This window comes from Castellaniella hirudinis (assembly GCF_047468865.1).
Classification (GTDB): domain Bacteria; phylum Pseudomonadota; class Gammaproteobacteria; order Burkholderiales; family Burkholderiaceae_B; genus Castellaniella; species Castellaniella hirudinis_A.
Window position 1 is genome coordinate 1 of record NZ_JBLGTV010000024.1, and the last position, 19,582, is coordinate 19,582.

Genomic DNA, 19,582 nt, shown 5'->3' on the forward strand with positions numbered 1-19,582 from the left:
TTATTGATAAACCTGCTGTATCTAGCTACGGCGCAGTCCAGCGAACTACCGGGCTGGAGTCATCGTGAAACAAAAAAGCACCCCGCAGGGTGCTTTTTTGCAGCCGGGCCAAAAATCAATGCGACGAGCGCTTGTGGCTGAACTTGCGCGCTGCCGCGGCCTGGGCGGCCAGCATGGCCAGCTCGGCTTCGACCACGGCCAGATCGGCCTTGTCCTTGGTGTTGCGCAAGGCTTCTTCGGCGCGTTCGCGGGCCTGCACGGCGCGGGCCTCGTCCAGGTCGGCGGCGCGAATGGCCGTGTCGGACAACACCGTGACCGAACCCGGCTGGACTTCGAGAATGCCGCCGGCCACGAAGATGTTTTCTTCGGTGCCGTCGTCACGCTTGATCTTCAGCGTGCCGGGACGGATGCGTGAGATCAGGGGAGTATGCCCCGGCAGAATGCCGAGATCGCCCGATTCGCCGGGCAGGGCCACAAACGTGGCCTCGCCCGAAAAGATCGAGGCCTCCGCACTGACCACTTCGATGTGAAGAGTCGCCATGTGCAATCCTTATTGGAGGGTTTTGGCCTTTTCAAAGGCCTCGTCGATGCCGCCCACCATGTAGAAGGCCTGTTCGGGCAAGGCGTCGCATTCGCCCTCGACGATCATCTTGAAACCGCGCAGGGTTTCGGCCAGCGGCACGTACTTGCCCGGCGAGCCGGTAAAGACCTCGGCCACGTGGAAGGGCTGCGACAGGAAGCGCTGGATTTTACGCGCACGCGCCACGGCCTGTTTGTCGTCCGGGGAGAGTTCGTCCATGCCCAGAATGGCGATGATGTCGCGCAGTTCTTTGTAACGCTGCAGGGTTTGCTGCACGCCGCGGGCGATCTGGTAGTGCTCCTCGCCCACGATTTGCGGATCCAGCTGGCGGCTGGTGGAATCCAGCGGATCGACGGCCGGATAGATCCCCAGGGCGGCGATGTCGCGCGACAGCACCACGGTGGAGTCCAGGTGCAGGAAGGTGGTGGCGGGCGACGGGTCGGTCAAGTCGTCGGCGGGCACGTACACGGCCTGGATGGAGGTGATGGAGCCGGTCTTGGTGGAGGTGATGCGCTCTTGCAGCTTGCCCATTTCCTCGGCCAGGGTAGGCTGATAACCCACGGCGGACGGCATCCGGCCCAGCAGGGCGGACACTTCAGTGCCGGCCAGGGTGTAGCGGTAGATGTTGTCCACGAAGAACAGCACGTCGCGACCTTCGTCGCGGAAGGATTCGGCCATGGTCAGGCCGGACAGGGCCACGCGCAGACGGTTGCCGGGGGGCTCGTTCATCTGGCCGAACACCATGGCGACCTTGGATTCGGCCAGGTTGTCCAGCTTGATGACGCCCGCGTCGGACATTTCGTGGTAGAAGTCATTGCCTTCGCGGGTGCGTTCACCCACGCCGGCAAACACCGACAAGCCGCTGTGGGCCTTGGCGATGTTGTTGATGAGTTCGAGCATGTTGACGGTCTTGCCCACACCGGCGCCGCCGAACAGGCCGACCTTGCCGCCCTTGGCGAACGGGCAGACCAGGTCGATCACCTTGATGCCGGTTTCGAGCAGTTCGACCGACGGGGAGAGTTCGTCGAACTTTGGGGCGTGCTGGTGGATGGCGCGCGTTTCGGTGGCCTGGATGTCACCGCGCTCGTCGATGGGACGGCCCAGCACATCCATGATGCGGCCCAGGGTGCCCTGGCCCACCGGCACCGAAATCGGCGCACCCGTGCCGGCCACGGCCATGCCGCGGCGCAGGCCGTCGGACGAGCCCATGGCAATGGTGCGCACGACGCCGTCGCCCAGCTGCTGCTGGACTTCGAACGTCAGGCCTTTTTCCGCAAAGGCGGAGGACTCGTCGGTCAAGGTGAGCGCGTCGTAGATGTTGGGGATGCTGTCGCGGGGAAACTGAATGTCCACCACTGCGCCAATGCACTGAACGATGGTACCGTTGCTCATGTTTAGTCCTATAAGTATCTCTGGGTTGCCTAGGCTGGGCGTCGATCAGACCGCCGCCGCGCCGCCCACGATTTCCGAAATTTCCTTGGTGATGGCCGCTTGGCGGGTCTTGTTGTAGACCAGCTGGAGGTCGCCGATGACTTTCTTGGCGTTGTCCGAGGCCGCCTTCATGGCCACCATGCGGGCGGATTGCTCGCTGGCCATGTTTTCTGCCACTGCCTGGTATACCAGGCCTTCCACGTAGCGCATCAGCAGATCGTCGATGACGGTCTGGGAGTCGGGCTCGTAGAGATAGTCCCAGCCATACTTGGTATCGAGTGTATCGTCTTCTTGTTCGCCCGCCTGGAAAGGATCGGCCAAGCCGGAGGGCAAGGGCAGCAGGCGGATGAAGCTGGGATCCTGCTTCATGGTATTGATGAAGCGGCTGGTGGCCAGATACACCGCGTCGACCTTGCCATTGATGAAGTCATCGATCTGCGCCTTGATGGCGCCGATCAGGCGATCCAGGTTGGGGGCATCCCCCAGCTGGACTTCGGACGACACGACGTTGACCCCCACGCGACTCAACAGCCCCAGGCCCTTGGAGCCCAGCGCCGTGGCTTGCACGCGGACGCCCTGCTGCTCGAATTCCTTGATCCGGGCCAGCGTGAGGCGCGCAATGTTGGTATTGAGACCGCCGCACAAACCCTTGTCGGTGGTCACCAGCACGATGCCGACGGCGGACAGCTTGGCGCGCTCGACCATGTACGGATGGGTGTAGTCCGGGTTTGCCTGCATCAAGTGCGCGGCAATTGCGCGGACCTTGGTGGCGTAGGGCCGGCCCGCCCGCATGCGATCCTGCGCCTTGCGCATTTTCGATGCGGCGACCATTTCCATCGCCTTGGTGATCTTGCGCGTGTTTTGCACGCTCTTGATCTTGGTTCGAATTTCCTTGATTCCGGCCATTCCACTATTCCCTTGGGCTGACCGGGGCGGCCACTGGACGCCCCGGATGCAACTTAAAACGTACCGTGTTTCTTGAACTCGGCGATGGCGGCAGCCAATGCGGCGTCGTCTTCCTTGGAGAGTTCCTTGACGTCTTCGATGCGCTGGATCAGGGCTTCGTGCTTGGTCTTGAGGTAGTCCTTCAGGGCTTTTTCGAACGACAGCACCTGACCGACTTCGAGGTCGTCCAGATGGCCGTTGTTGACCGAGTACAGCGCCACGGCGAGTTCCCAGACCTGCTGCGGCTGGTACTGCGGCTGCTTGAGGAGTTCGACCACGCGCTTGCCGCGTTCGAGCTGGCGACGGGTGGCATCGTCCAGATCGGAGGCGAACTGGGCAAAGGCCGCGAGTTCGCGGTACTGGGCCAAGTCGGTGCGGATCCCGCCCGAGAGCTTCTTCACGACCTTGGTCTGGGCCGAGCCCCCCACACGCGACACCGAAATCCCGGCGTTGATGGCGGGACGGATACCGGCGTTGAACAAGTCGGTTTCCAGGAAGATCTGGCCGTCGGTAATGGAAATGACGTTGGTCGGCACGAAGGCCGAAACGTCGCCCGCCTGGGTTTCGATAATCGGCAGCGCGGTCAGCGACCCGGTCTTGCCTTTGATCTCGCCCTTGGTGAATTGTTCGACATAGTGCGCATTGACCCGGGCGGCGCGTTCGAGCAGACGGGAGTGCAGGTAGAAGACGTCGCCGGGATAGGCTTCGCGCCCGGGCGGGCGGCGCAGCAGCAGCGACACCTGGCGATAGGCCCAGGCCTGTTTGGTCAGGTCGTCGTAGACGATGAGAGCATCTTCGCCGCGGTCGCGGAAGTATTCGCCCATGGTGCAGCCGGAATAGGCGGCCAGATACTGCATGGCGGCGGATTCGGAGGCGGCGGCGGCCACGACGATGGTGTATTCCAGCGCGCCGTGTTCTTCGAGCTTGCGCACCACGTTGTTGATGGTGGACGCCTTTTGCCCGATGGCGACGTACACGCAGGTGACGCCCTTGCCTTTCTGGTTGATGATGGTGTCCACCGCAACGGCGGTCTTGCCGGTCTGGCGGTCGCCAATGATGAGCTCACGCTGGCCGCGGCCGATGGGCACCATGGAGTCGATGGCCTTTTGGCCGGTCTGCAGGGGCTGCGAGACAGACTGGCGGGCAATCACGCCCGGCGCCACTTTTTCGATGACGTCGGTTTCTTTGGCGTTGATGGGGCCCTTGCCGTCGATGGGCGTCCCCAGGGCATCGACCACGCGGCCCTTGAGTTCGGGGCCGACGGGCACGGCCAGAATCTTGCCGGTGGTTTTGACCGAATCGCCTTCGGACACGCCGATGTAGTCGCCCAGCACCACGGCGCCGACCGAGTCGCGTTCGAGGTTGAGGGCCAGACCGAAGCGGTTGTTGGGGAATTCGAGCATTTCGCCCTGCATCACATCGGACAGGCCATGGATGCGGGTAATGCCGTCGGTGACGGACACCACCGTGCCCTGCGTGCGGACATCGGTGGACGCGCCCAGGCCTTCGATGCGGCTTTTCAGCAGTTCGCTGATCTCGGACGGGTTAAGTTGCATGATAAGACTCCTGGAATCCTGTTGTGTGGCCCGCCATCATGCGGCCAGCGTATCGCGCAGACTGGCCAAGCGGGCCTGCACGGAAGTGTCGAGCACGTGATCGCCCACGGCGACGCGCACCCCGCCGATCAGGGCGGGATCCACAGTGACCTGCGATTTCAGCTTGAGGCCGAACTTGCGTTCCAGGCCCTGCAACAAGCTGGCCACCTGCGCCTCGTCGAGCGGAAACGCGCTGGTGATCTGGGCCAATGCCGTGCCTTCAAGCCGGTTGCGCAGAATTTCGAATTGCTCGGCCACCTGGGGCAAAGCCTGCGTGCGGCCGTTTTCGACCACCAGCGCCACCAGGTTCCGGGCCTGATCCGGCAAGGCCTGCGGCACCAGCCCGGTCAGCAACTGGGCGCGCTGGGCATCGTTGAGGCGCGGGTCGCCCATGGCTTCCTGGACGTCGGGCAGGCTGGATACCTGGGCCAACAGGGACAAGACGCCGGACCACGATTCGAGGCCCTGCGCATCGTTGCGCACGGCCTCGAAGAGGGCCTCGGCGTATGGGCGTGCGATGGTAGATAGTTCAGCCATGAGCCGCCCCGATCAAAGTTGTGCCTGCAGCTGATCCAAGAGATCAGCGTGTGCCTTGGCGTCGACTTCGCGGCGCAGGATCTGCTCGGCGCCTTTGACCGCCAGCACGGCGACTTCGGCCCGCAGGGCTTCCCGCGCACGTTGTGCTTCCTGGGCCGCATCCTGACGCGCCTGGGCCACGATACGGGCCTTTTCGGCCTCGGCTTCGCGGCGGGCTTCGTCGATCAGCATGGCTGCCTGTTTTTCGGCCTCGGCCAGACGCGCATGGTTGTCGGTCTTGGCGGCCGCCTCGATCAGACTGACGCGTGCCTGGGCCTGGGCAAGATCTGCCTTGCCTTTTTCGGCGGCAGCCAGACCGTCGGCGATTTTCTGGCGACGATCATCGATTGCCTTCGTCAGGGGTGGCCAGATGAACTTCATCGTAAACCAGCCCAGAACGAAAAACACGATCATCTGGAAAAAGAGAGTCGCGTTTAAATTCACGGTCGTTTCCCTAATTTACCCTCTCGTGCCTTGTGGCAAGCCCACAAGGCACCAAACCTGGCCGATCGCCACCCGCAGGCGCGAGACCAGCCCCTGGCCTGCCGCAGCAGGCCTTTGCGATCAGCCGACGAACGGGTTGGCGAACGCAAACAGCATGGCCAGACCCACGCCGATCAGGAAGGCGGCGTCGATCAGACCAACCAGCAGGAACATCTTGGTTTGCAGGGTGTTCATGAGTTCGGGCTGGCGCGCGGAGGCTTCGAGGTATTTGCCACCCATCAAGCCGATCCCGATGCAAGCGCCGATGGCGCCCAGACCGATGATCAAACCGCAAGCAAGCGCAACGAATGCAACGTTGGTCATAACAACTCCTTGGTAAGTAAACGTTGTTTAGTCAAAAAACAGAGAAATCAGAAATCAGTGGCCTTCGTGAGCCAGCCCGATATAAACCAGGGTCAGCATCATGAAGATGTATGCCTGCAGCAGTACGATCAGGATATGGAAGATCGCCCACGCCGAGCCGGCCAGCACGTGCCCGAATGCCAGACTGACGCTTGTCGCGTCGGCCCCGACCCAGGCCCCCCCCAGCAAGGCGATCAGCATGAACAGCAGTTCGCCCGCATACATATTGCCGAACAGCCGCATGCCCAGAGAGACAGTTTTTGCGACGTATTCGATGAGATTGAGCAGCAGATTGAATGGAGCCAGGACAATGGCGCCCACCCCGTGCGCATGAAATGGCGCGGTAAAGAGTTCTTTGACAAAGCCGCCGACGTGCTTGATCTTGACGCCATAGTACAGGGTCAGCAACAGCACGCCCAGGGACATGCCCATGGGGACGTTGAGGTCGGCCGTCGGCAGGATGCGGTGATAGTAGAGCGGATCGGCGTGCTCGGCGCCCAGGCCGGTCGCGCGGAACACCCAGCCCACGAGGTCGACGGGGATCAGGTCGAGCGCGTTCATCAGCGTGATCCAGAGGAACACGGTGAGCGCCAGGGGCGCCGCGTACAGACGGGATTTTTCGTTGGGGACGATGTTCTTGGCTTCTTCCTGAACCATGCCCACCAGCATTTCGACGGACATCTGGAAGCGTCCGGGCACATCCGTGGTGGCTTTCTTGGCGGCGCGCCAGAGAAACCAGATCACCACGAAGCCCATCAAGGCGGACCAGAACAGAGAGTCGTAGTTGACGACGCCGAAATTGGCGATGATTTCTTGTTTTCCACCGAGGTTATTCAGGTGCACCAAGTGGTGTTGAATGTATTCGGACTGAGGCGTCGTTACTGCGTCGGTCATCGGTAAACCCTTCAAACGTAATCAAATCATGGCAGACGGCGCAAGGCCAGCAGCACCACGTACCCTTTCATGACGCCCAGCAGGCCCAGCAGGAAAGCCAGCCAGTTCAGCCAAGCCCCCCAGTGCCACGCCACCAGAACCACCACCCCCGCCACTGCGAACAGTTTCAGGAATTCGCCCCAGAAAAAGGCCAGCGACCCCGGGCGTTTTGGCCCCAAGTACCCCAGCAACAGCCGCAGCGCAAACAGCGCATTGGGTACAAAATAGGCTGCCGCACCCACAAGCGCGGAAGCCCCAGCGTCTTTCCCGGCAACCCCCCAGGCAACCAGCACCACCAGCATCCCTGTGAATGCCTGCGCCGCCAGCGCCCTGAACAGGCCGACCCGCGAGCGTCTGGCGATGCGCAGGCGATCATCGTCACTGAGCACCAGTGGCTGGATCGCGCCAGTTTCAGCGCCAAGCCCGGCGGGGGGATTGGCTGTGTGTTGCTTGCGCATGTTAAGACACCCAATCCGCAAGCGCTATTGCCACGACACCAGCGGATAGTCAAACCCTTGAATTATAGCTGCTTTTTGGCAGGTTTTTTACAACCTGACCCAAAAGGCGCACCATTTTAACCTAGAATTCAGTTTGATGCCTGCACCCCTGACAACCGCAGTCCTTCCCGATCGAGGGAGCGGCGGCGACCAGACTCCTGCCGCGGCCCACGCAGCGGGGGATTGCCGGGGACGTGTTCAGTCCCCGAACAAGGCGGCACGAAAACCACCCTTCGCCGCCACCGGGCGCAGCAATGAAACGGCGCCCCCTTCCGCCGCCGATCAGCGGTGCTTGAAATCCGGCTTGCGCTTTTCGACAAAGGCTTTCATGCCTTCTTTCTGGTCTTCCGTGCTGAACAGGGCATGGAAATTGCGGCGTTCAAACAGCAGGGATTCGTCCAGCGTGGCCTCGAAGGAGCGGTTGATGCATTCTTTGGCCATCATGACAGCGGGCAGGGACATCGAGGCAATCACCGTGGCGGCTTCGATGGCCTCGTCCAGCAATTTGTCCACCGGCACGATACGGGCCACCAGGCCGGCGCGTTCGGCCTCGTGCACATCCATCATGCGCCCGGTCAGGGCCAGATCCATGGCCTTGGCCTTGCCCACGGCGCGCGGCAGGCGCTGCGTGCCGCCATAGCCCGGGATCACCCCCAGCTTGATTTCCGGCTGGCCGAACTTGGCGTTCTCGGCCGCGATGATGAAATCGCACAGCATGGCGAGTTCGCAGCCGCCGCCCAGGGCATAGCCGGACACCGCCGCGATGATGGGCTTGCGCGCGCGCCGCAAGGCATCCCAATTGCCCCCCAGGTAGTCGGCCTTGTAGACATCCATATAGGACCAATCGGCCATCGCGCCGATATCGGCCCCGGCGGCGAAGGCTTTTTCGCTGCCCGTCAGCACCATCGCGCCAATGCCGTCATCGGCCTCGAAGGCCCGCACGGCGGCGGACAGTTCGTCGATGACCGCGTTGCTCAGGGCATTCAGAACCTGCGGGCGGTTCAGGGTCAGCAGCCCAACGCGCCCCCGGGTTTCGACCTTTACCAATGCTTCGCTCATGTTGTCTCCACAGTAAACTATCGGAATGAATGATGATCTGATTTGCTACCAGCTGCGCCTGGCCGACCCGGCCGGCCACCGCTATGCCGTCCGACTGACAATCCCCCGGCCCGACCCCGACGGCCAGGCTCTGCGGTTGCCCGCCTGGATACCCGGCAGCTACCTGATCCGTGATTTTGCCCGACAGATCGAATCTTTGCAGGCGCGCGGCCCGGACGGCCCGGTGGCCTGCCACAAGACCGACAGCCACACGTGGCACTGTACCCCGGCCCGGGGGCCTTTGGTGGTGGACTACATCGTCTACGCCTGGGATTTGTCCGTGCGCGGCGCGCATTTTGACGAAAGCCACGCGTTTTTCAACGGCTGCAGCGTGTTCCTGGCGGTCGGCGGCCAGGAATCCCAGCCCTGCCTGGTGGATATTTGCCCGCCCGACCACACCCCGGACTGGCGCGTGCACACCAGCCTGCCCGCCGCGGCCGGCCACCCGGGCTGCGCGCCCTTGCGGGGCTTCGGCGCGTACCGCGCCCCGGACTACGACGCGCTGATCGACCATCCCGTGGAAATCGGCACCCCGCAGTGCGTCAGCTTCCAGGCGCACGGCGCCACCCACGATCTGGTCTTCACCGGGGTGATTCCGCAGCTGGATCTGGCCCGGATCGCGGCGGACGCCGAGAAAATCTGCGCCGCCCAGATCGCCCTGTTCGAGCCCGAGACCCGCAAGGCCCCCTTCCTGGACAGCGCGGATCGCTATGTGTTCCTGACCACTGTCACCGGCGACGGCTACGGCGGGCTCGAACACCGGGCCTCCACCGCCCTGATGGCCAGCCGCCACAGCCTGCCCATGCGGGGCCGGCCCGTGCCGGAAGACTACACCACCTTCCTGGGCCTATTGAGCCACGAATACTTCCACACCTGGAACGTCAAACGCATCAAGCCCGCCGCCTTTGCGCCTTATGACCTGCGCCAGCCCAACCACACCCGCCTGCTGTGGGTGTTTGAAGGCTTCACCTCGTACTACGACGACCTGATGCTGCTGCGCGCCGGGGTGATCGACGAAGCGGCCTACCTCAAGATCCTGGCCCGCACGCTGGATCAGGTGCTGCGCGGCGGCGGGCGATTGAAGCAGTCCGTGGCCGAAAGCTCTTTCGATGCCTGGACCCGCTACTACAAGCAGGACGAGAACTCCCCCAACGCCCTGGTCAGCTATTACACCAAGGGCGCGCTGGTGGCCCTGGGGCTGGATCTGGAAATCCGCCGACGCAGCCAGGGGCTCCGCAGCCTGGATGACGTCATGCGGCTGCTGTGGGATCAATACGGGCGCGACTTCTTCCGGGGCCGGCCCCATGGGGTGCCCGAGGACGCCCTGCCCGCCCTGATCCGGCAGGCCACCGGGGTGGACGCGGCCGACTTCATCCGGCAACATGCCGAAGGCTGCGCGGACATCCCGCTGGCGCCCGCTTTGGCCGGGCACGGCCTGCGCCTGGATACCCAGCCGGAGACAACGCGCCCCGGCCTGGACGTCCGCCTGCGCGCGGATCATGACGGCGTTCACCTGGCCACGGTTCACGAACACGGCGCCGCCCACGCGGCGGGGCTGTCGGCGGGCGACCAACTGGTGGCCCTGGACGGCCTGCGCATCCGCACGACGACGGATCTCGACCGCCTGTTGGACGGGCATCAACCCGGCGACCCGGTCACGGTGCATGTGTTCCGGCGCGACGAACTGCGCCATTACCCGCTGCGCCTGGCCGCGTCCGCCGGCAAGCACCGGATCACGCGAACGGGCCCCGGCCCCCAGGCGCAGCCCTGGCCCGCCCCCGGCCCTGCCGCGGCGGCCCCCCAGTCCCGCCAGGTCATCCTGGACGACCTGCAGGTCACCGCGTCCATCGGCATGCTCGACCACGAACGCCGGCAGCGCCAGCCGCTGCGCATCCGCGCCGAATTCGACGTGGACGCCGCCCATCCCGTGGACGATGCGGACATCGGCACCGTGCTGGATTACCGCCAGCTGCGCGCAGCGCTGATCGACGAGGCGACACAGGCCCACACCGACCTGCTGGAAACCCTGGTGGATCGCGCACTGACGCGCATCCTGCGGGAATTTCCCGCCGTGCGATCCGCCCGCCTGCGCATCTGCAAACCCCAAGCCTTCGATGACTGCGCGGCGGTGTGCATCGAGCAAACCCGCCACCGCCCGGACTGAACGCCCATGACGACCGCCGCCCCGCCGCCCGGCCCGCGCCGCCACCCTAGCGTGAACGAAAACAAACTGGTCAAGCGCCTGCTGCGCGAGACCGGCAAGGCCATCGCCGACTACCAAATGATCGAAGACGGCGACCGGGTGATGGTGTGCCTCTCCGGCGGCAAGGACTCTTACGGACTGCTGGACATCCTGCTGACCCTGCGCGAACGCGCGCCCATCCGTTTCGACCTGATCGCCGTCAACCTGGATCAAAAACAGCCGGGTTTCCCCGAGCAGGTGCTGCCGGACTACTTGCGTGCGCGGGGGGTGCCGTTCCACATTGAAAACCAGGACACCTACTCGATCGTCAAGCGCCTGATCCCCGAAGGCAAGACGACGTGTTCGCTGTGCTCGCGCCTGCGGCGCGGGATTCTGTACCGCGTGGCCCGCGAACTGGGCGCCACCAAGATCGCCCTGGGGCATCATCGCAACGACATCCTGGCGACATTCTTCCTCAACCTGTTCTACGGTGGCCGCCTGAAGGCCATGCCGCCCAAACTGGTGTCCGACGACGGCGAACACATCGTCATCCGCCCCCTGGCCTACGTGCAGGAAAAAGACCTGATCGCCTATGCGAAATTGCGGGATTTTCCGATCATCCCCTGCAATCTGTGCGGATCCCAGGAAAACCTGAAACGCAAGGAAGTCGGCCGCATGCTGGAAGAATGGGATCGGCACTTCGGCCAGCGCAGCGCCAATATATTCCGGGCGCTGTCGCAGGTGGCGCCGTCGCACCTGATGGATCGCCAACTGATGGACTTCGCCGCGCTGAAGCCGACCGGCGTGCCCGACGCCGAGGGCGACCATGCCTTCGATGCCGAGGATTTCCACGCGCCCGCCTTCGCCGAGGACGACGCGGATGAGGCGGACGACACGGACAACGCGGAACCCGCCGAGGCGTTGCGGGTCGTCAGCCTGCGCCGCCCCGCACCGGGGGTGCGGCCGGCCTGACCCGGCCTACCCCGGATGCAGGGTTTCCACCCGGCCCAAGCGCTGGGCCAGGAAATCCAGGAACACCCGCGTGCGGGCCGGCATCATGCGCGAGGGAAACAAGGCCACCAGCGGCTTGGGCTCGAAAGACCAGTCGGGCAGAACGCGCACCAGGCCCGCCCCCGCATGGTTGATGGACAGCAGCCCGATGCCCGCGCCCAGGCCGATCAGGTGATGCAGCACCAGCACCTGATTGACGGCGATCCGGCCGCGCACCCGCACGGACTGCGTCTGCCCGGAAGCCTGCCGCAGATGCCAGATGGCGTCTTCCCGCTGGGTACTGCTGCGCAGGCAATCGTGCATGGCCAGGTCGGTGGGCGTCTGGGGCTGGCCATGGGCCCGCAGATAGTCGCGCGACGCATACAAGCCCAGGGCCAATTCCCCCAGCTTGCGGGACACGACGCGGGAATCCGGCGGCTGCGCGACCCGTACCACGACATCGTAGCCATCGGTCTGCAAGTCGATTTTACGGATGCTGAGATCGTATTCGCACTCGATGTCGGGGTACTGCCGGGCAAAATCGAGCAAGGCATCCTGCAGACAGGTCTGCACCAGGCTGGACGGCAGAGACACCCGCAACAGGCCGCGCGGCAGGCTGGTTTCTTCCTGTAGCAATTCATGCGCCACCCGGGCTTCCTCGACGATCAGGCGGCAGCGCTCGTAGTACACGGCCCCGGCCTCGGTCAGGCCGACTTTGCGCGTGGTGCGGTTCAGCAGCCGCACGCCGATGGATTGCTCCAGCTGGGTAATGCGCCGCGACAGCGTGGACGCGGGCATCCCCAACACGGCCCCGGCGCGCGTGAACCCGCGGTTGCGGGCGACTTCCACGAACAGTTCCAAATCATCCAAAGCGGGCTTCATCGGCGGCCTCGATCGGTGGTTTCGACGGTTTAATAAGGGTTAACACGAAAATACAAGCCTTGCTTACTGCTATAAAAATTATATATGTAAGCCATATTACAGCGATAAATGGAAAGATGATTTAGCAATTTGCCCATTTATCCCTATCGTGCGGCGGCGCACAATAGCCTCACTGAAACAGCGCATGCAAGACACAAACCGCTTGCCTGCGATGTCTGACCAACCAACATGAAGGAAACCATCATGAAAATCGCCGCCACACTTTCCGCTATCGCCCTGGGTCTCGGCACCGCCGGCTTTGCTTATGCCGACAGCCTGCCGTACTACCCCGCCGACACCACGGCCAACGCCGCCAGCACCGTCACCCGGGCCCAGGTCGAACACGCCCTGCAGCAAGCCGAAGCACAAGGCACACTGATCATCGGCGAAACCTCGTCCTACCCGGTGCTGGCGCAGCACGACAACAAAACCCGCGCCCAGGTGCTGGCCGAACTGCGCACCGCCGAAGCCGCCGGCCTGGTTCGCACGGGCGAACAAGCCAGCTACCCGGGGTTCTCCGCCTGAGCGCCTGAACCGCACCGCGTCGTCCAGCCCCCTGGCTGGACCGCCTCGCAGCCGTTGGCCATCGGTCAACCCCTGGGGCGGTTCAGCCAGGTTTTTTTAATCCATGTTCAATCAATTTTGGCATGGAATACATACAATTGATAACAACTCCGGTCCCAGAAAGACCCCATGGGAGACAGCACACCAAAAAACGACCCTCGCATTCCTTGACAGGAGCCCCGGCCCAGGCGCAGCTGCCACGCCATCACCAGACACACGTCTGGCGACGCTTGCCATTCTGGTTCCGGTCGTCATGGACTACACCAAGAGGATCATCGTGACCACCCAAAACGTTGTTTGGCCGCTCTCCCTGCTGGGCATCGGCGCTGTAACGCTGGTTTTTGTTTTTGTCATCAGCCAGGCGCGCATCCCGGCGACGGCGGATGAAACCCGCCACCACACCCACACCGCCCACGTCATTCAGGCCTGGTTCTTCGGGCTGCTGCTGGCGGGCTTCGGGCTGGGCACCTGGCTGACCCTGCGCCATTTCCCCATTCCCGCCCAGCACACGCCGCTGCAGGCCGATGCGGTCGTGGACGTGGAAGGGTTCATGTGGGGCTGGACCATGCAGCCCCAAACCGCCCGGGCGGGGCAGACCGTGGAATTCCGCGTCACCAGCAAGGACGTCAACCACGACTTTGCGGTGTACGGCCCCGACGGCAACCTGGTGGCCCAGACCCAGGCCATGCCGGGATTCGTCAACAAGCTGCTGGTGCAGTTTCAGCAGGCCGGCGACTATACCGTGCAATGCCTGGAATACTGCGGCGTGGGCCACGGCTTCATGAAAACCACCCTCACCGTTTCCGACCGGGAGGACAACTGATCATGGCCAGCCTGACAATGTATCCCGCCGACGAATCCCTGACCCCGCGCGCGCGCCAGGTCTTCAACCTGTACATGATCACCGCCATCGTGGCCGTGCTGCTGTTCATGCTGCTGGGCCTGACCATGCGGCTGAACGAGGCCCAATGGATCAGCATCCCCTCCACCCTGTTCTACGAATTCCTGTCCATGCACGGCACGGGCATGGTGGGCATCACCTCGCTGGCCACCGTGGGGGTGATGTGGTTCTTCCTGCGCAAATACGTCACTTTGCACCTGTGGGCCTTCGCCGCCAACTACGTGCTGTTTCTGCTGGGGGCCGTGTGCATCGCACTGGCCATTTTCGTGGGCGGCTACGGGGCCCTGTGGACGTTCCTGTACCCCCTGCCCGCCCAAAGCATGGGCCTGTGGTCGCCCGGCGCCGCCGCGCTGTATATCTTCGGCTACATCCTGATCGGCTTCGGCATGCTGCTGTTCTACCTGGACGCCACCGCCGGCATCCTGCGGCGCTATGGCAATCTGGGCCGCGCCATGGGTTGGCAATGGCTGTTCGGCGGCACGGTGGATCCCGATCATCCCAAGGCGGTCATCGCCAGCAGCGGGGTCATCATCGCCAATTCCCTGGGCATCATCGCGGGCGAAGTCGCCCTGTTCATGACACTGGTGAACCTGTTCTACCCGGATGTCGCGCTCAACGCCCTGCTGGCCAAGAACCTGATCTACTGGTTCGGCCACATGGTGGCCAACGCCACCATCTACATGGGGGTGATCGCGGTCTACGAGCTGCTGCCGCGCTATACCGGCAAGCCCTACGCGGTGTCGCGTCCCTTCATCTGGGCCTGGCTGGCCACGGCGCTGTACGTCATCGTCGTCTTCCCGCACCACTTGTTCATGGACTTCGCCCAGCCGCGCTGGCTGGCCGTGATGGGCCAGATCGCCTCCTGGGTGGGCGGCTTCCCGGTGTTCGTCATCACCGTGTACGGGGCGCTGGTCAACCTGTACCGATCCAACATCCGCTGGACCATGCCGTCCATGCTGCTGATCCTGGCGATGTTCGGCTGGGCCGCCGGGGTAGTGCCCGCCATCATGGACGGCACCATCCGCGTCAATGCCGTCATGCACAACACGCTGTGGGTGCCGGGCCATTTCCACTTCTACATGCTGATCGGCATGCTGCCCATGGTGCTGGCCCTGATGTACCACCAGATCGGCCGCCTGAACCAGGCCCCGCTCAAGTCCGCCGCCGACCAGATCGGTTTTCCGCTGTTCCTCGTGGGCGGCCTGGTCTTCGTGCTGGCTTTCCTGTACGGCGGACAATCGGGGGCGGCCCGCCGCATGGCCGAACACTGGGACGCCTGGCTGCCCAGCGACGGCGTCGGTGCCATCGGGGCCGCCCTGGTGGTGCTGTCCATGCTGTACTTTGCCGCACGCATCACCCTGGGCCTGTTGAAAAAGCCCGCGACCCCCTGATGTCCACCCTGAAAACCGGACTGTGCAGCCTGGCGATTGCGGCGGCGGGGGTGGGCGCGCTGGCCTGGGCCACCCACGGGTTCCAGGCCTACACCCGCGAAGGCCTGCTGCGCCTGAGCGTCCAGCAGGCCCCCCGGCCGCTGCCCAGCGTCGCGCTGCAGGGTGCGGATGGCCAAACCGCCGCCTGGCCAGGAACCCGGCCCGCCGGCCAGTGGATCATCGCGGGCTTCATGTATACCCATTGCGCCACGGTCTGCCGCGTGCAGGGCAGCGAATTCACGCAGCTGCAGGCCCTGCTGCAGCCGCAAATCCGGCAAGGCCGGGTTCGGCTGATCAGCATCAGCTTCGACCCGGCGCGGGATACCCCGGCGGCTCTGGCGCGCTACCTGCTGCGCCACGACGCCGCGCCCGGGGCCTGGGACGCCGCCCGGCCCGCCCGGCCCGGCGAATTAGCCGCATTGCTGGATGCTTTCGGCGTCCAGATCATCCCGGACGGCCTGGGCGGCTTCGAGCACAACGCCGCCTTCAACCTCATCGACCCCCAGGGGCGGCTGGCGGCCATCCTGGACTGGGACGACCCGCAAGCGGCGGCCGATTATGTCCTGGCCCGGCAGTAGCCACGCTACCCGCCGGCTCACTGGCGGGCGGCCCTGGGCACCGCCCGCCAGCAGCAACCCGCGCCGCTGGCGTCTTGGGCTGGCCGCCCTGGCCTGGTTGTGCCTGCTGTCGCCTCCGCTGCGCCACGCCCTGGAATCCGACATGGCCCCGCACATGCTGATCCAGCTGCCGTTGCTGGCCGGCTGTGGCTGGCTGCTGGCTGCGGCGATCCCCGCGCCGGTGCGCGCCCGGATCGCCCCCTGGAACCAACAAGGCATCAGCGGACTGCTGCTGGCCTCCCTGGTCATGATGCTGTGGATGCTGCCCGCCGCCCTGGATGCCGCCCTGGATCAGCCGTGGATGACGGCCGCCAAGTTTGCGGGCATCCCCCTGCTGCTGGGACTGCCCTGCGCGCTCAGTTGGCCGCAAGCAGGCTTCATCGCGCGCGGGGTCTTCCTGGCGGAATTCGTCGCCACGTTGTTTCGCACCGGCTGGCTGTATTGGGTGTCGCCCACGCGGCTGTGCGCCAACTACCTGCTGGACGCGCAGAAAACCACGGGCATCGGCCTGCTGGCCGCCGGCGCGGTGCTGCTGGCGCTGCTGCTGGGCGGGCTGATCTGGGGCGGCGGCCGCCCGCCTACAGCGCCTGCTGATCGCGGTAATCCAGCAGGCCCTGAAGATCCAGGATCGTGAATTCGCGCCCCTGAACCTGGATCAAGCGACGCTGGATGAGGTCGTGCAGTATCCGTGAAAAATGCTGCGGCGTCAGATTGAGCCGGGAGGCGATCACGCCCTTGGGGACGGTCAGGCGCACGGGGATGTCCTGGTGGCTGCCGGACTCCCGCAGCAGGTAGCCGATCAGGCGCTGGTGACCGTTGCGCACCGTATACGCCCCCATGTCCCCCATCATCATGTACAGCTGGCGGCTGAGGCTGGCCACCAGCCGCTGCGCGAGCGGAGCGCTTTCGGCCATCTGAGCCAGGATGATGTCTTTGGGGATATAAACCAGCTGACTGTCGCACAGAGCCTCGGCGCTGGCGATGTATTCCCGGCCCAGGCACATCAGGGCCTCGCCGAAACTGTCGCCCGGACTGACGATGCGCATGATGCGTTCGAGCCCGGAAGCCGCTTCGTAGCAAAGTTTGACCCGGCCCTGCACCACGATGTGCATGCCCAGGCAGGGTTCGCCCCGGTGCGCGATGATTTCGTCCCGACGCACCGACAACAGCCGCGCCTGCTGTTGCACACGCGCCAGCACAGCGGCGGGAACCTCCTGGAAATAAGGGAGGCGCGCCAAGGCATCGGGATCGGAAAAGGCAGGCCGGCTGGTCACGGACAATCTACGGGCAAATGATTTATGCCCATGTTAACCCGTTCGGCGGGCAATCCACAGGGGAAGGCACAGCTCGATACCGTCCTGGAGACAGCCCACGGCGGCGGCCCGATGCGCGTCCCAATGATAAGGGGTATTCACCCGGCGCCACCCCGGTGCCGAGTGGAAAAAGGACAATAGGAGAAAAGCCGGCTGGTTGTTCCAACGCCCACCCACCGTGGCCCCGCAGCCATGCCGCTTGGACGCTCAACACCGCATTCAATGCCGAAGACGCCTGGGAGACAAACATGACCCTCATCCGCCAGTTCAACTTGAAGCAAAAACTGATCATCCTGATGAGCCTGCTGACGCTGACGACCTGTACCATCATCGCCAGCCAGTGGGCCGTCATCAAGGCCAACAACGCCATCATGAGCGCCTACCAGACCCGCTATGCGTCTTTTCAGCTGGCGAACCAGCTGCGACAAAGCTCGGACGACCTGACCCGGCTGGTGCGCGCCTATGTGGCCACGGGGCAGCCGATATGGCGGGAGCAATACGACGAGGTCGTCCGCATCCGTGCCGGAGAACAGCCCCGGCCCGCGGGATACGACGGGATTTACTGGGATTTCCGCGCCGCCGGCATCCAGGTGCCCGGACAGGCGGCCCCGGCGGTTTCCTTGCTGGATATGATGCGGGCCGAAGGATTCACCGCCGAAGAACTGGCGAAACTGCAAGAAGCCAGTGAATTGTCCGGCAGCCTGGCACGGACGGAATCCCAGGCCATGGATCTGATCGGCGCGCTGATGGCCACTGGCGGCGGCACGCTGGACACCACCGGCGCGGACTTCATCCGCGCCAACGATCTGGTCAACGGAACGGCATACCTGCAGCGGAAAGCCGCCATCATGGCGCCCATCAACGATTTCTTCAAATTGCTCGATCAACGCACCACCGCCGCAGTCGCCCAGGCGCAGGACAAGACCCAGGCCTGGCAAACCGTTCAGGCCGTCGTCGTCCTGATTCTGCTGGCGATTTTCTTTGTCCTGCTGTATTCCAGCTTCCAGTACATCATCCGTTCGCTGGGGTATTCCGTCGGCTTTGCCCGCGCCGTGTCGCGTGGCGACCTGACGACCGATGTCCGGCACAGCGGCACGGATGAAGTCGCCCAGCTGATGCACGCCTTGAACGACATGCAGGAAGGGCTGACCGCTCTGGTCGTGCTGGTGCGCGACAGCAGCAGTTCCGTGGCGTTGGCCAGCGCCGAGATTTCCCAGGGCAGCGCGGATCTGAGCGCCCGTACCGCCTCCCAGGCCAGCGCGCTGCAGCAGACGGCGGCGTCCATGGAAGAACTCTCCGTGACCGTGCGGCACAATGCCGATCACACCCAGCAGGCCAATGACATGTCCCAGAAAGCCGCCCTGGTGGCCCAGGAAGGCGGAGACATCGTTCGGCAAATCATCGACACCATGCACGACATCAGTGATAAATCAAAGAAAATCACCGATATCGTCGGGATGATCGACGCCATTGCCTTCCAGACCAACATCCTGGCGCTCAACGCGGCGGTCGAAGCGGCCCGCGCCGGCGAATCGGGCCGCGGGTTCGCCGTGGTCGCCGCCGAGGTTCGCGCATTGGCCCAGCGAGCCGCCGGCGCGGCCAAAGACATCCGCGGCTTGATCGAGGAAAGCGCGCAGACTGTCCAGACGGGTTCGGAACAAGTCGGGCATTCGGGCGCCACCATGGAAAACGTGGTGGGCAGCATCCAGCAGGTCAAGACCCTGGTCGGCGAAATCAGCGCGTCGAACCGCGAACAAAGCACCGGCGTCGGCCAGATCGGCCTGGCCGTCGCGCAGATGGATCAGGACACCCAGCAAAACGCCGCGCTGGTCGAACAGATGACGGCGGCCGCCGGCAACCTGAATACGCAGGCCCAGGAACTGGTGCGCTCGGTCGCCGTCTTCAAGATCCGCGAACGATCCCCGGCCTGATCCCCGGCGAACGCCAAGCCGGGAATCGGCCCGCCGACTGTGCTTCCCCCTTTCGGGGCGGGAGCACGGCCTTTTTTTGCCGCCGGGCCGCCCCAAGGCAAAAACGGCCCCCTCGGGGGGCAGCAAGCGGGCGCAGCCCGTGCCGCGTGGGGGTCTTTTTTGTTTCACGATGACTCTAGTACCGCAATTCGCTGGACTACGCCAAGGCTCGATACAGCAGGTTTATCAATTA

19 protein-coding genes and 2 pseudogenes are annotated in these 19,582 nt (G+C 64.2%); 9 read left to right on the plus strand and 12 right to left on the minus strand.

Annotation, left to right across the window (positions count from 1 at the left end; genetic code table 11):
* Positions 1–115: 115 nt before the first annotated feature.
* The 10 genes from ACMHYJ_RS16490 to ACMHYJ_RS16535 form a co-directional block, all read right to left on the minus strand.
* Positions 116–541 (minus strand): F0F1 ATP synthase subunit epsilon, encoded by a 426-nt coding sequence (locus tag ACMHYJ_RS16490; protein WP_414247246.1) that lies wholly within the window; start codon positions 539–541, stop codon positions 116–118.
* Between the two features lie 9 nt (positions 542–550).
* Positions 551–1,972: a F0F1 ATP synthase subunit beta gene (gene atpD / locus ACMHYJ_RS16495; protein ID WP_414247247.1), complete on the minus strand. Its 1,422-nt coding sequence runs from the start codon at positions 1,970–1,972 to the stop codon at positions 551–553.
* 45 nt (positions 1,973–2,017) lie between these two features.
* The gene (gene atpG / locus ACMHYJ_RS16500; protein WP_414247248.1) at positions 2,018–2,917 is read right to left on the minus strand and encodes a F0F1 ATP synthase subunit gamma; all 900 of its coding nucleotides are present in this window, start codon (positions 2,915–2,917) and stop codon (positions 2,018–2,020) included.
* 53 nt (positions 2,918–2,970) lie between these two features.
* On the minus strand, positions 2,971–4,512 hold the full coding sequence (atpA, locus tag ACMHYJ_RS16505; RefSeq protein WP_414247249.1) for a F0F1 ATP synthase subunit alpha: 1,542 nt from the start codon (positions 4,510–4,512) through the stop codon (positions 2,971–2,973).
* 36 nt (positions 4,513–4,548) lie between these two features.
* Entirely contained in the window at positions 4,549–5,088 is a 540-nt protein-coding gene (locus tag ACMHYJ_RS16510; RefSeq protein WP_414247250.1) for a F0F1 ATP synthase subunit delta, read from the minus strand.
* Between the two features lie 12 nt (positions 5,089–5,100).
* A complete protein-coding gene (locus tag ACMHYJ_RS16515) occupies positions 5,101–5,571 on the minus strand; it encodes a F0F1 ATP synthase subunit B (RefSeq protein WP_414247251.1) in 471 nt (156 codons plus the stop codon).
* A 120-nt stretch (positions 5,572–5,691) separates the two neighbouring features.
* Positions 5,692–5,934 carry a F0F1 ATP synthase subunit C gene (gene atpE, locus ACMHYJ_RS16520; RefSeq protein WP_298014239.1) on the minus strand — a complete coding sequence of 81 codons (243 nt, stop codon included), beginning with the start codon at positions 5,932–5,934 and terminating at the stop codon, positions 5,692–5,694.
* Between the two features lie 54 nt (positions 5,935–5,988).
* On the minus strand, positions 5,989–6,867 hold the full coding sequence (atpB, locus tag ACMHYJ_RS16525; protein WP_414247252.1) for a F0F1 ATP synthase subunit A: 879 nt from the start codon (positions 6,865–6,867) through the stop codon (positions 5,989–5,991).
* Positions 6,868–6,893: 26 nt separating this feature from the next.
* Complete coding sequence (locus ACMHYJ_RS16530) at positions 6,894–7,364, minus strand: ATP synthase subunit I (RefSeq protein ID WP_414247253.1); 471 nt, start codon at positions 7,362–7,364, stop codon at positions 6,894–6,896.
* A 321-nt stretch (positions 7,365–7,685) separates the two neighbouring features.
* Positions 7,686–8,462, minus strand: a complete 777-nt coding sequence (locus ACMHYJ_RS16535; RefSeq protein ID WP_414247254.1) for an enoyl-CoA hydratase — start codon at positions 8,460–8,462, stop codon at positions 7,686–7,688.
* 25 nt (positions 8,463–8,487) lie between these two features.
* Here ACMHYJ_RS16535 and ACMHYJ_RS16540 point away from each other — a divergent pair.
* The 3 genes and pseudogenes from ACMHYJ_RS16540 to ttcA form a co-directional block, all read left to right on the plus strand.
* Positions 8,488–10,221 (plus strand): annotated as a pseudogene (locus ACMHYJ_RS16540) (M61 family metallopeptidase); the annotation flags it as partial.
* Positions 10,222–10,326: 105 nt separating this feature from the next.
* Positions 10,327–10,665, plus strand: a pseudogene (locus ACMHYJ_RS16545) (dihydroneopterin aldolase); the annotation flags it as partial.
* A 6-nt stretch (positions 10,666–10,671) separates the two neighbouring features.
* Complete coding sequence (ttcA, locus tag ACMHYJ_RS16550) at positions 10,672–11,655, plus strand: tRNA 2-thiocytidine(32) synthetase TtcA (RefSeq protein ID WP_414247255.1); 984 nt, start codon at positions 10,672–10,674, stop codon at positions 11,653–11,655.
* A gap of 6 nt (positions 11,656–11,661) precedes the next feature.
* Here ttcA and ACMHYJ_RS16555 read toward each other — a convergent pair whose 3' ends face one another.
* Complete coding sequence (locus ACMHYJ_RS16555) at positions 11,662–12,555, minus strand: LysR family transcriptional regulator (RefSeq protein ID WP_414247256.1); 894 nt, start codon at positions 12,553–12,555, stop codon at positions 11,662–11,664.
* A gap of 228 nt (positions 12,556–12,783) precedes the next feature.
* Between ACMHYJ_RS16555 and ACMHYJ_RS16560 the strand changes: the two genes are divergently transcribed.
* The 5 genes from ACMHYJ_RS16560 (at position 12,784) to ACMHYJ_RS16580 (ending at position 16,740) form a co-directional block, all read left to right on the plus strand.
* Entirely contained in the window at positions 12,784–13,119 is a 336-nt protein-coding gene (locus tag ACMHYJ_RS16560) for a DUF4148 domain-containing protein (protein WP_414247257.1), read from the plus strand.
* Positions 13,120–13,435: 316 nt separating this feature from the next.
* On the plus strand, positions 13,436–13,981 hold the full coding sequence (locus ACMHYJ_RS16565) for a hypothetical protein (RefSeq protein ID WP_414247258.1): 546 nt from the start codon (positions 13,436–13,438) through the stop codon (positions 13,979–13,981).
* A gap of 2 nt (positions 13,982–13,983) precedes the next feature.
* Complete coding sequence (locus tag ACMHYJ_RS16570) at positions 13,984–15,450, plus strand: cbb3-type cytochrome c oxidase subunit I (RefSeq protein ID WP_414247259.1); 1,467 nt, start codon at positions 13,984–13,986, stop codon at positions 15,448–15,450.
* The gene (locus ACMHYJ_RS16575) at positions 15,450–16,067 is read left to right on the plus strand and encodes an SCO family protein (protein ID WP_414247260.1); all 618 of its coding nucleotides are present in this window, start codon (positions 15,450–15,452) and stop codon (positions 16,065–16,067) included. The genes ACMHYJ_RS16570 and ACMHYJ_RS16575 overlap by 1 nt, the downstream gene beginning before the upstream one ends.
* Positions 16,048–16,740, plus strand: coding sequence for a hypothetical protein (locus tag ACMHYJ_RS16580; RefSeq protein ID WP_414247261.1), 693 nt, complete (start codon positions 16,048–16,050; stop codon positions 16,738–16,740). Before ACMHYJ_RS16575 ends, ACMHYJ_RS16580 begins: the two co-directional genes overlap by 20 nt.
* Here ACMHYJ_RS16580 and ACMHYJ_RS16585 read toward each other — a convergent pair.
* A complete protein-coding gene (locus ACMHYJ_RS16585) occupies positions 16,685–17,380 on the minus strand; it encodes a Crp/Fnr family transcriptional regulator (RefSeq protein WP_414247262.1) in 696 nt (231 codons plus the stop codon). The genes ACMHYJ_RS16580 and ACMHYJ_RS16585 overlap by 56 nt on opposite strands.
* A 287-nt stretch (positions 17,381–17,667) precedes the next feature.
* Between ACMHYJ_RS16585 and ACMHYJ_RS16590 the strand changes: the two genes are divergently transcribed.
* Entirely contained in the window at positions 17,668–19,350 is a 1,683-nt protein-coding gene (locus tag ACMHYJ_RS16590) for a methyl-accepting chemotaxis protein (RefSeq protein ID WP_414247263.1), read from the plus strand.
* The last annotated feature ends 232 nt before the right edge of the window (positions 19,351–19,582 follow it).

Coding starts and splice junctions, on each gene's coding strand:
- ACMHYJ_RS16510 (WP_414247250.1), bottom strand. CDS start 5,088: ATGGCTGAACTATCTACCATCGCACGCCCATACGCCGAGGCCCTCTTC.
- atpB (WP_414247252.1), bottom strand. CDS start 6,867: ATGACCGACGCAGTAACGACGCCTCAGTCCGAATACATTCAACACCAC.
- ACMHYJ_RS16530 (WP_414247253.1), bottom strand. CDS start 7,364: ATGCGCAAGCAACACACAGCCAATCCCCCCGCCGGGCTTGGCGCTGAA.
- ACMHYJ_RS16580 (WP_414247261.1), top strand. CDS start 16,048: ATGTCCTGGCCCGGCAGTAGCCACGCTACCCGCCGGCTCACTGGCGGG.
- ACMHYJ_RS16535 (WP_414247254.1), bottom strand. CDS start 8,462: ATGAGCGAAGCATTGGTAAAGGTCGAAACCCGGGGGCGCGTTGGGCTG.
- ACMHYJ_RS16490 (WP_414247246.1), bottom strand. CDS start 541: ATGGCGACTCTTCACATCGAAGTGGTCAGTGCGGAGGCCTCGATCTTT.
- ACMHYJ_RS16555 (WP_414247256.1), bottom strand. CDS start 12,555: ATGAAGCCCGCTTTGGATGATTTGGAACTGTTCGTGGAAGTCGCCCGC.
- atpG (WP_414247248.1), bottom strand. CDS start 2,917: ATGGCCGGAATCAAGGAAATTCGAACCAAGATCAAGAGCGTGCAAAAC.
- atpE (WP_298014239.1), bottom strand. CDS start 5,934: ATGACCAACGTTGCATTCGTTGCGCTTGCTTGCGGTTTGATCATCGGT.
- ttcA (WP_414247255.1), top strand. CDS start 10,672: ATGACGACCGCCGCCCCGCCGCCCGGCCCGCGCCGCCACCCTAGCGTG.
- ACMHYJ_RS16590 (WP_414247263.1), top strand. CDS start 17,668: ATGACCCTCATCCGCCAGTTCAACTTGAAGCAAAAACTGATCATCCTG.
- ACMHYJ_RS16570 (WP_414247259.1), top strand. CDS start 13,984: ATGGCCAGCCTGACAATGTATCCCGCCGACGAATCCCTGACCCCGCGC.
- ACMHYJ_RS16575 (WP_414247260.1), top strand. CDS start 15,450: ATGTCCACCCTGAAAACCGGACTGTGCAGCCTGGCGATTGCGGCGGCG.
- atpD (WP_414247247.1), bottom strand. CDS start 1,972: ATGAGCAACGGTACCATCGTTCAGTGCATTGGCGCAGTGGTGGACATT.
- ACMHYJ_RS16560 (WP_414247257.1), top strand. CDS start 12,784: ATGAAGGAAACCATCATGAAAATCGCCGCCACACTTTCCGCTATCGCC.
- atpA (WP_414247249.1), bottom strand. CDS start 4,512: ATGCAACTTAACCCGTCCGAGATCAGCGAACTGCTGAAAAGCCGCATC.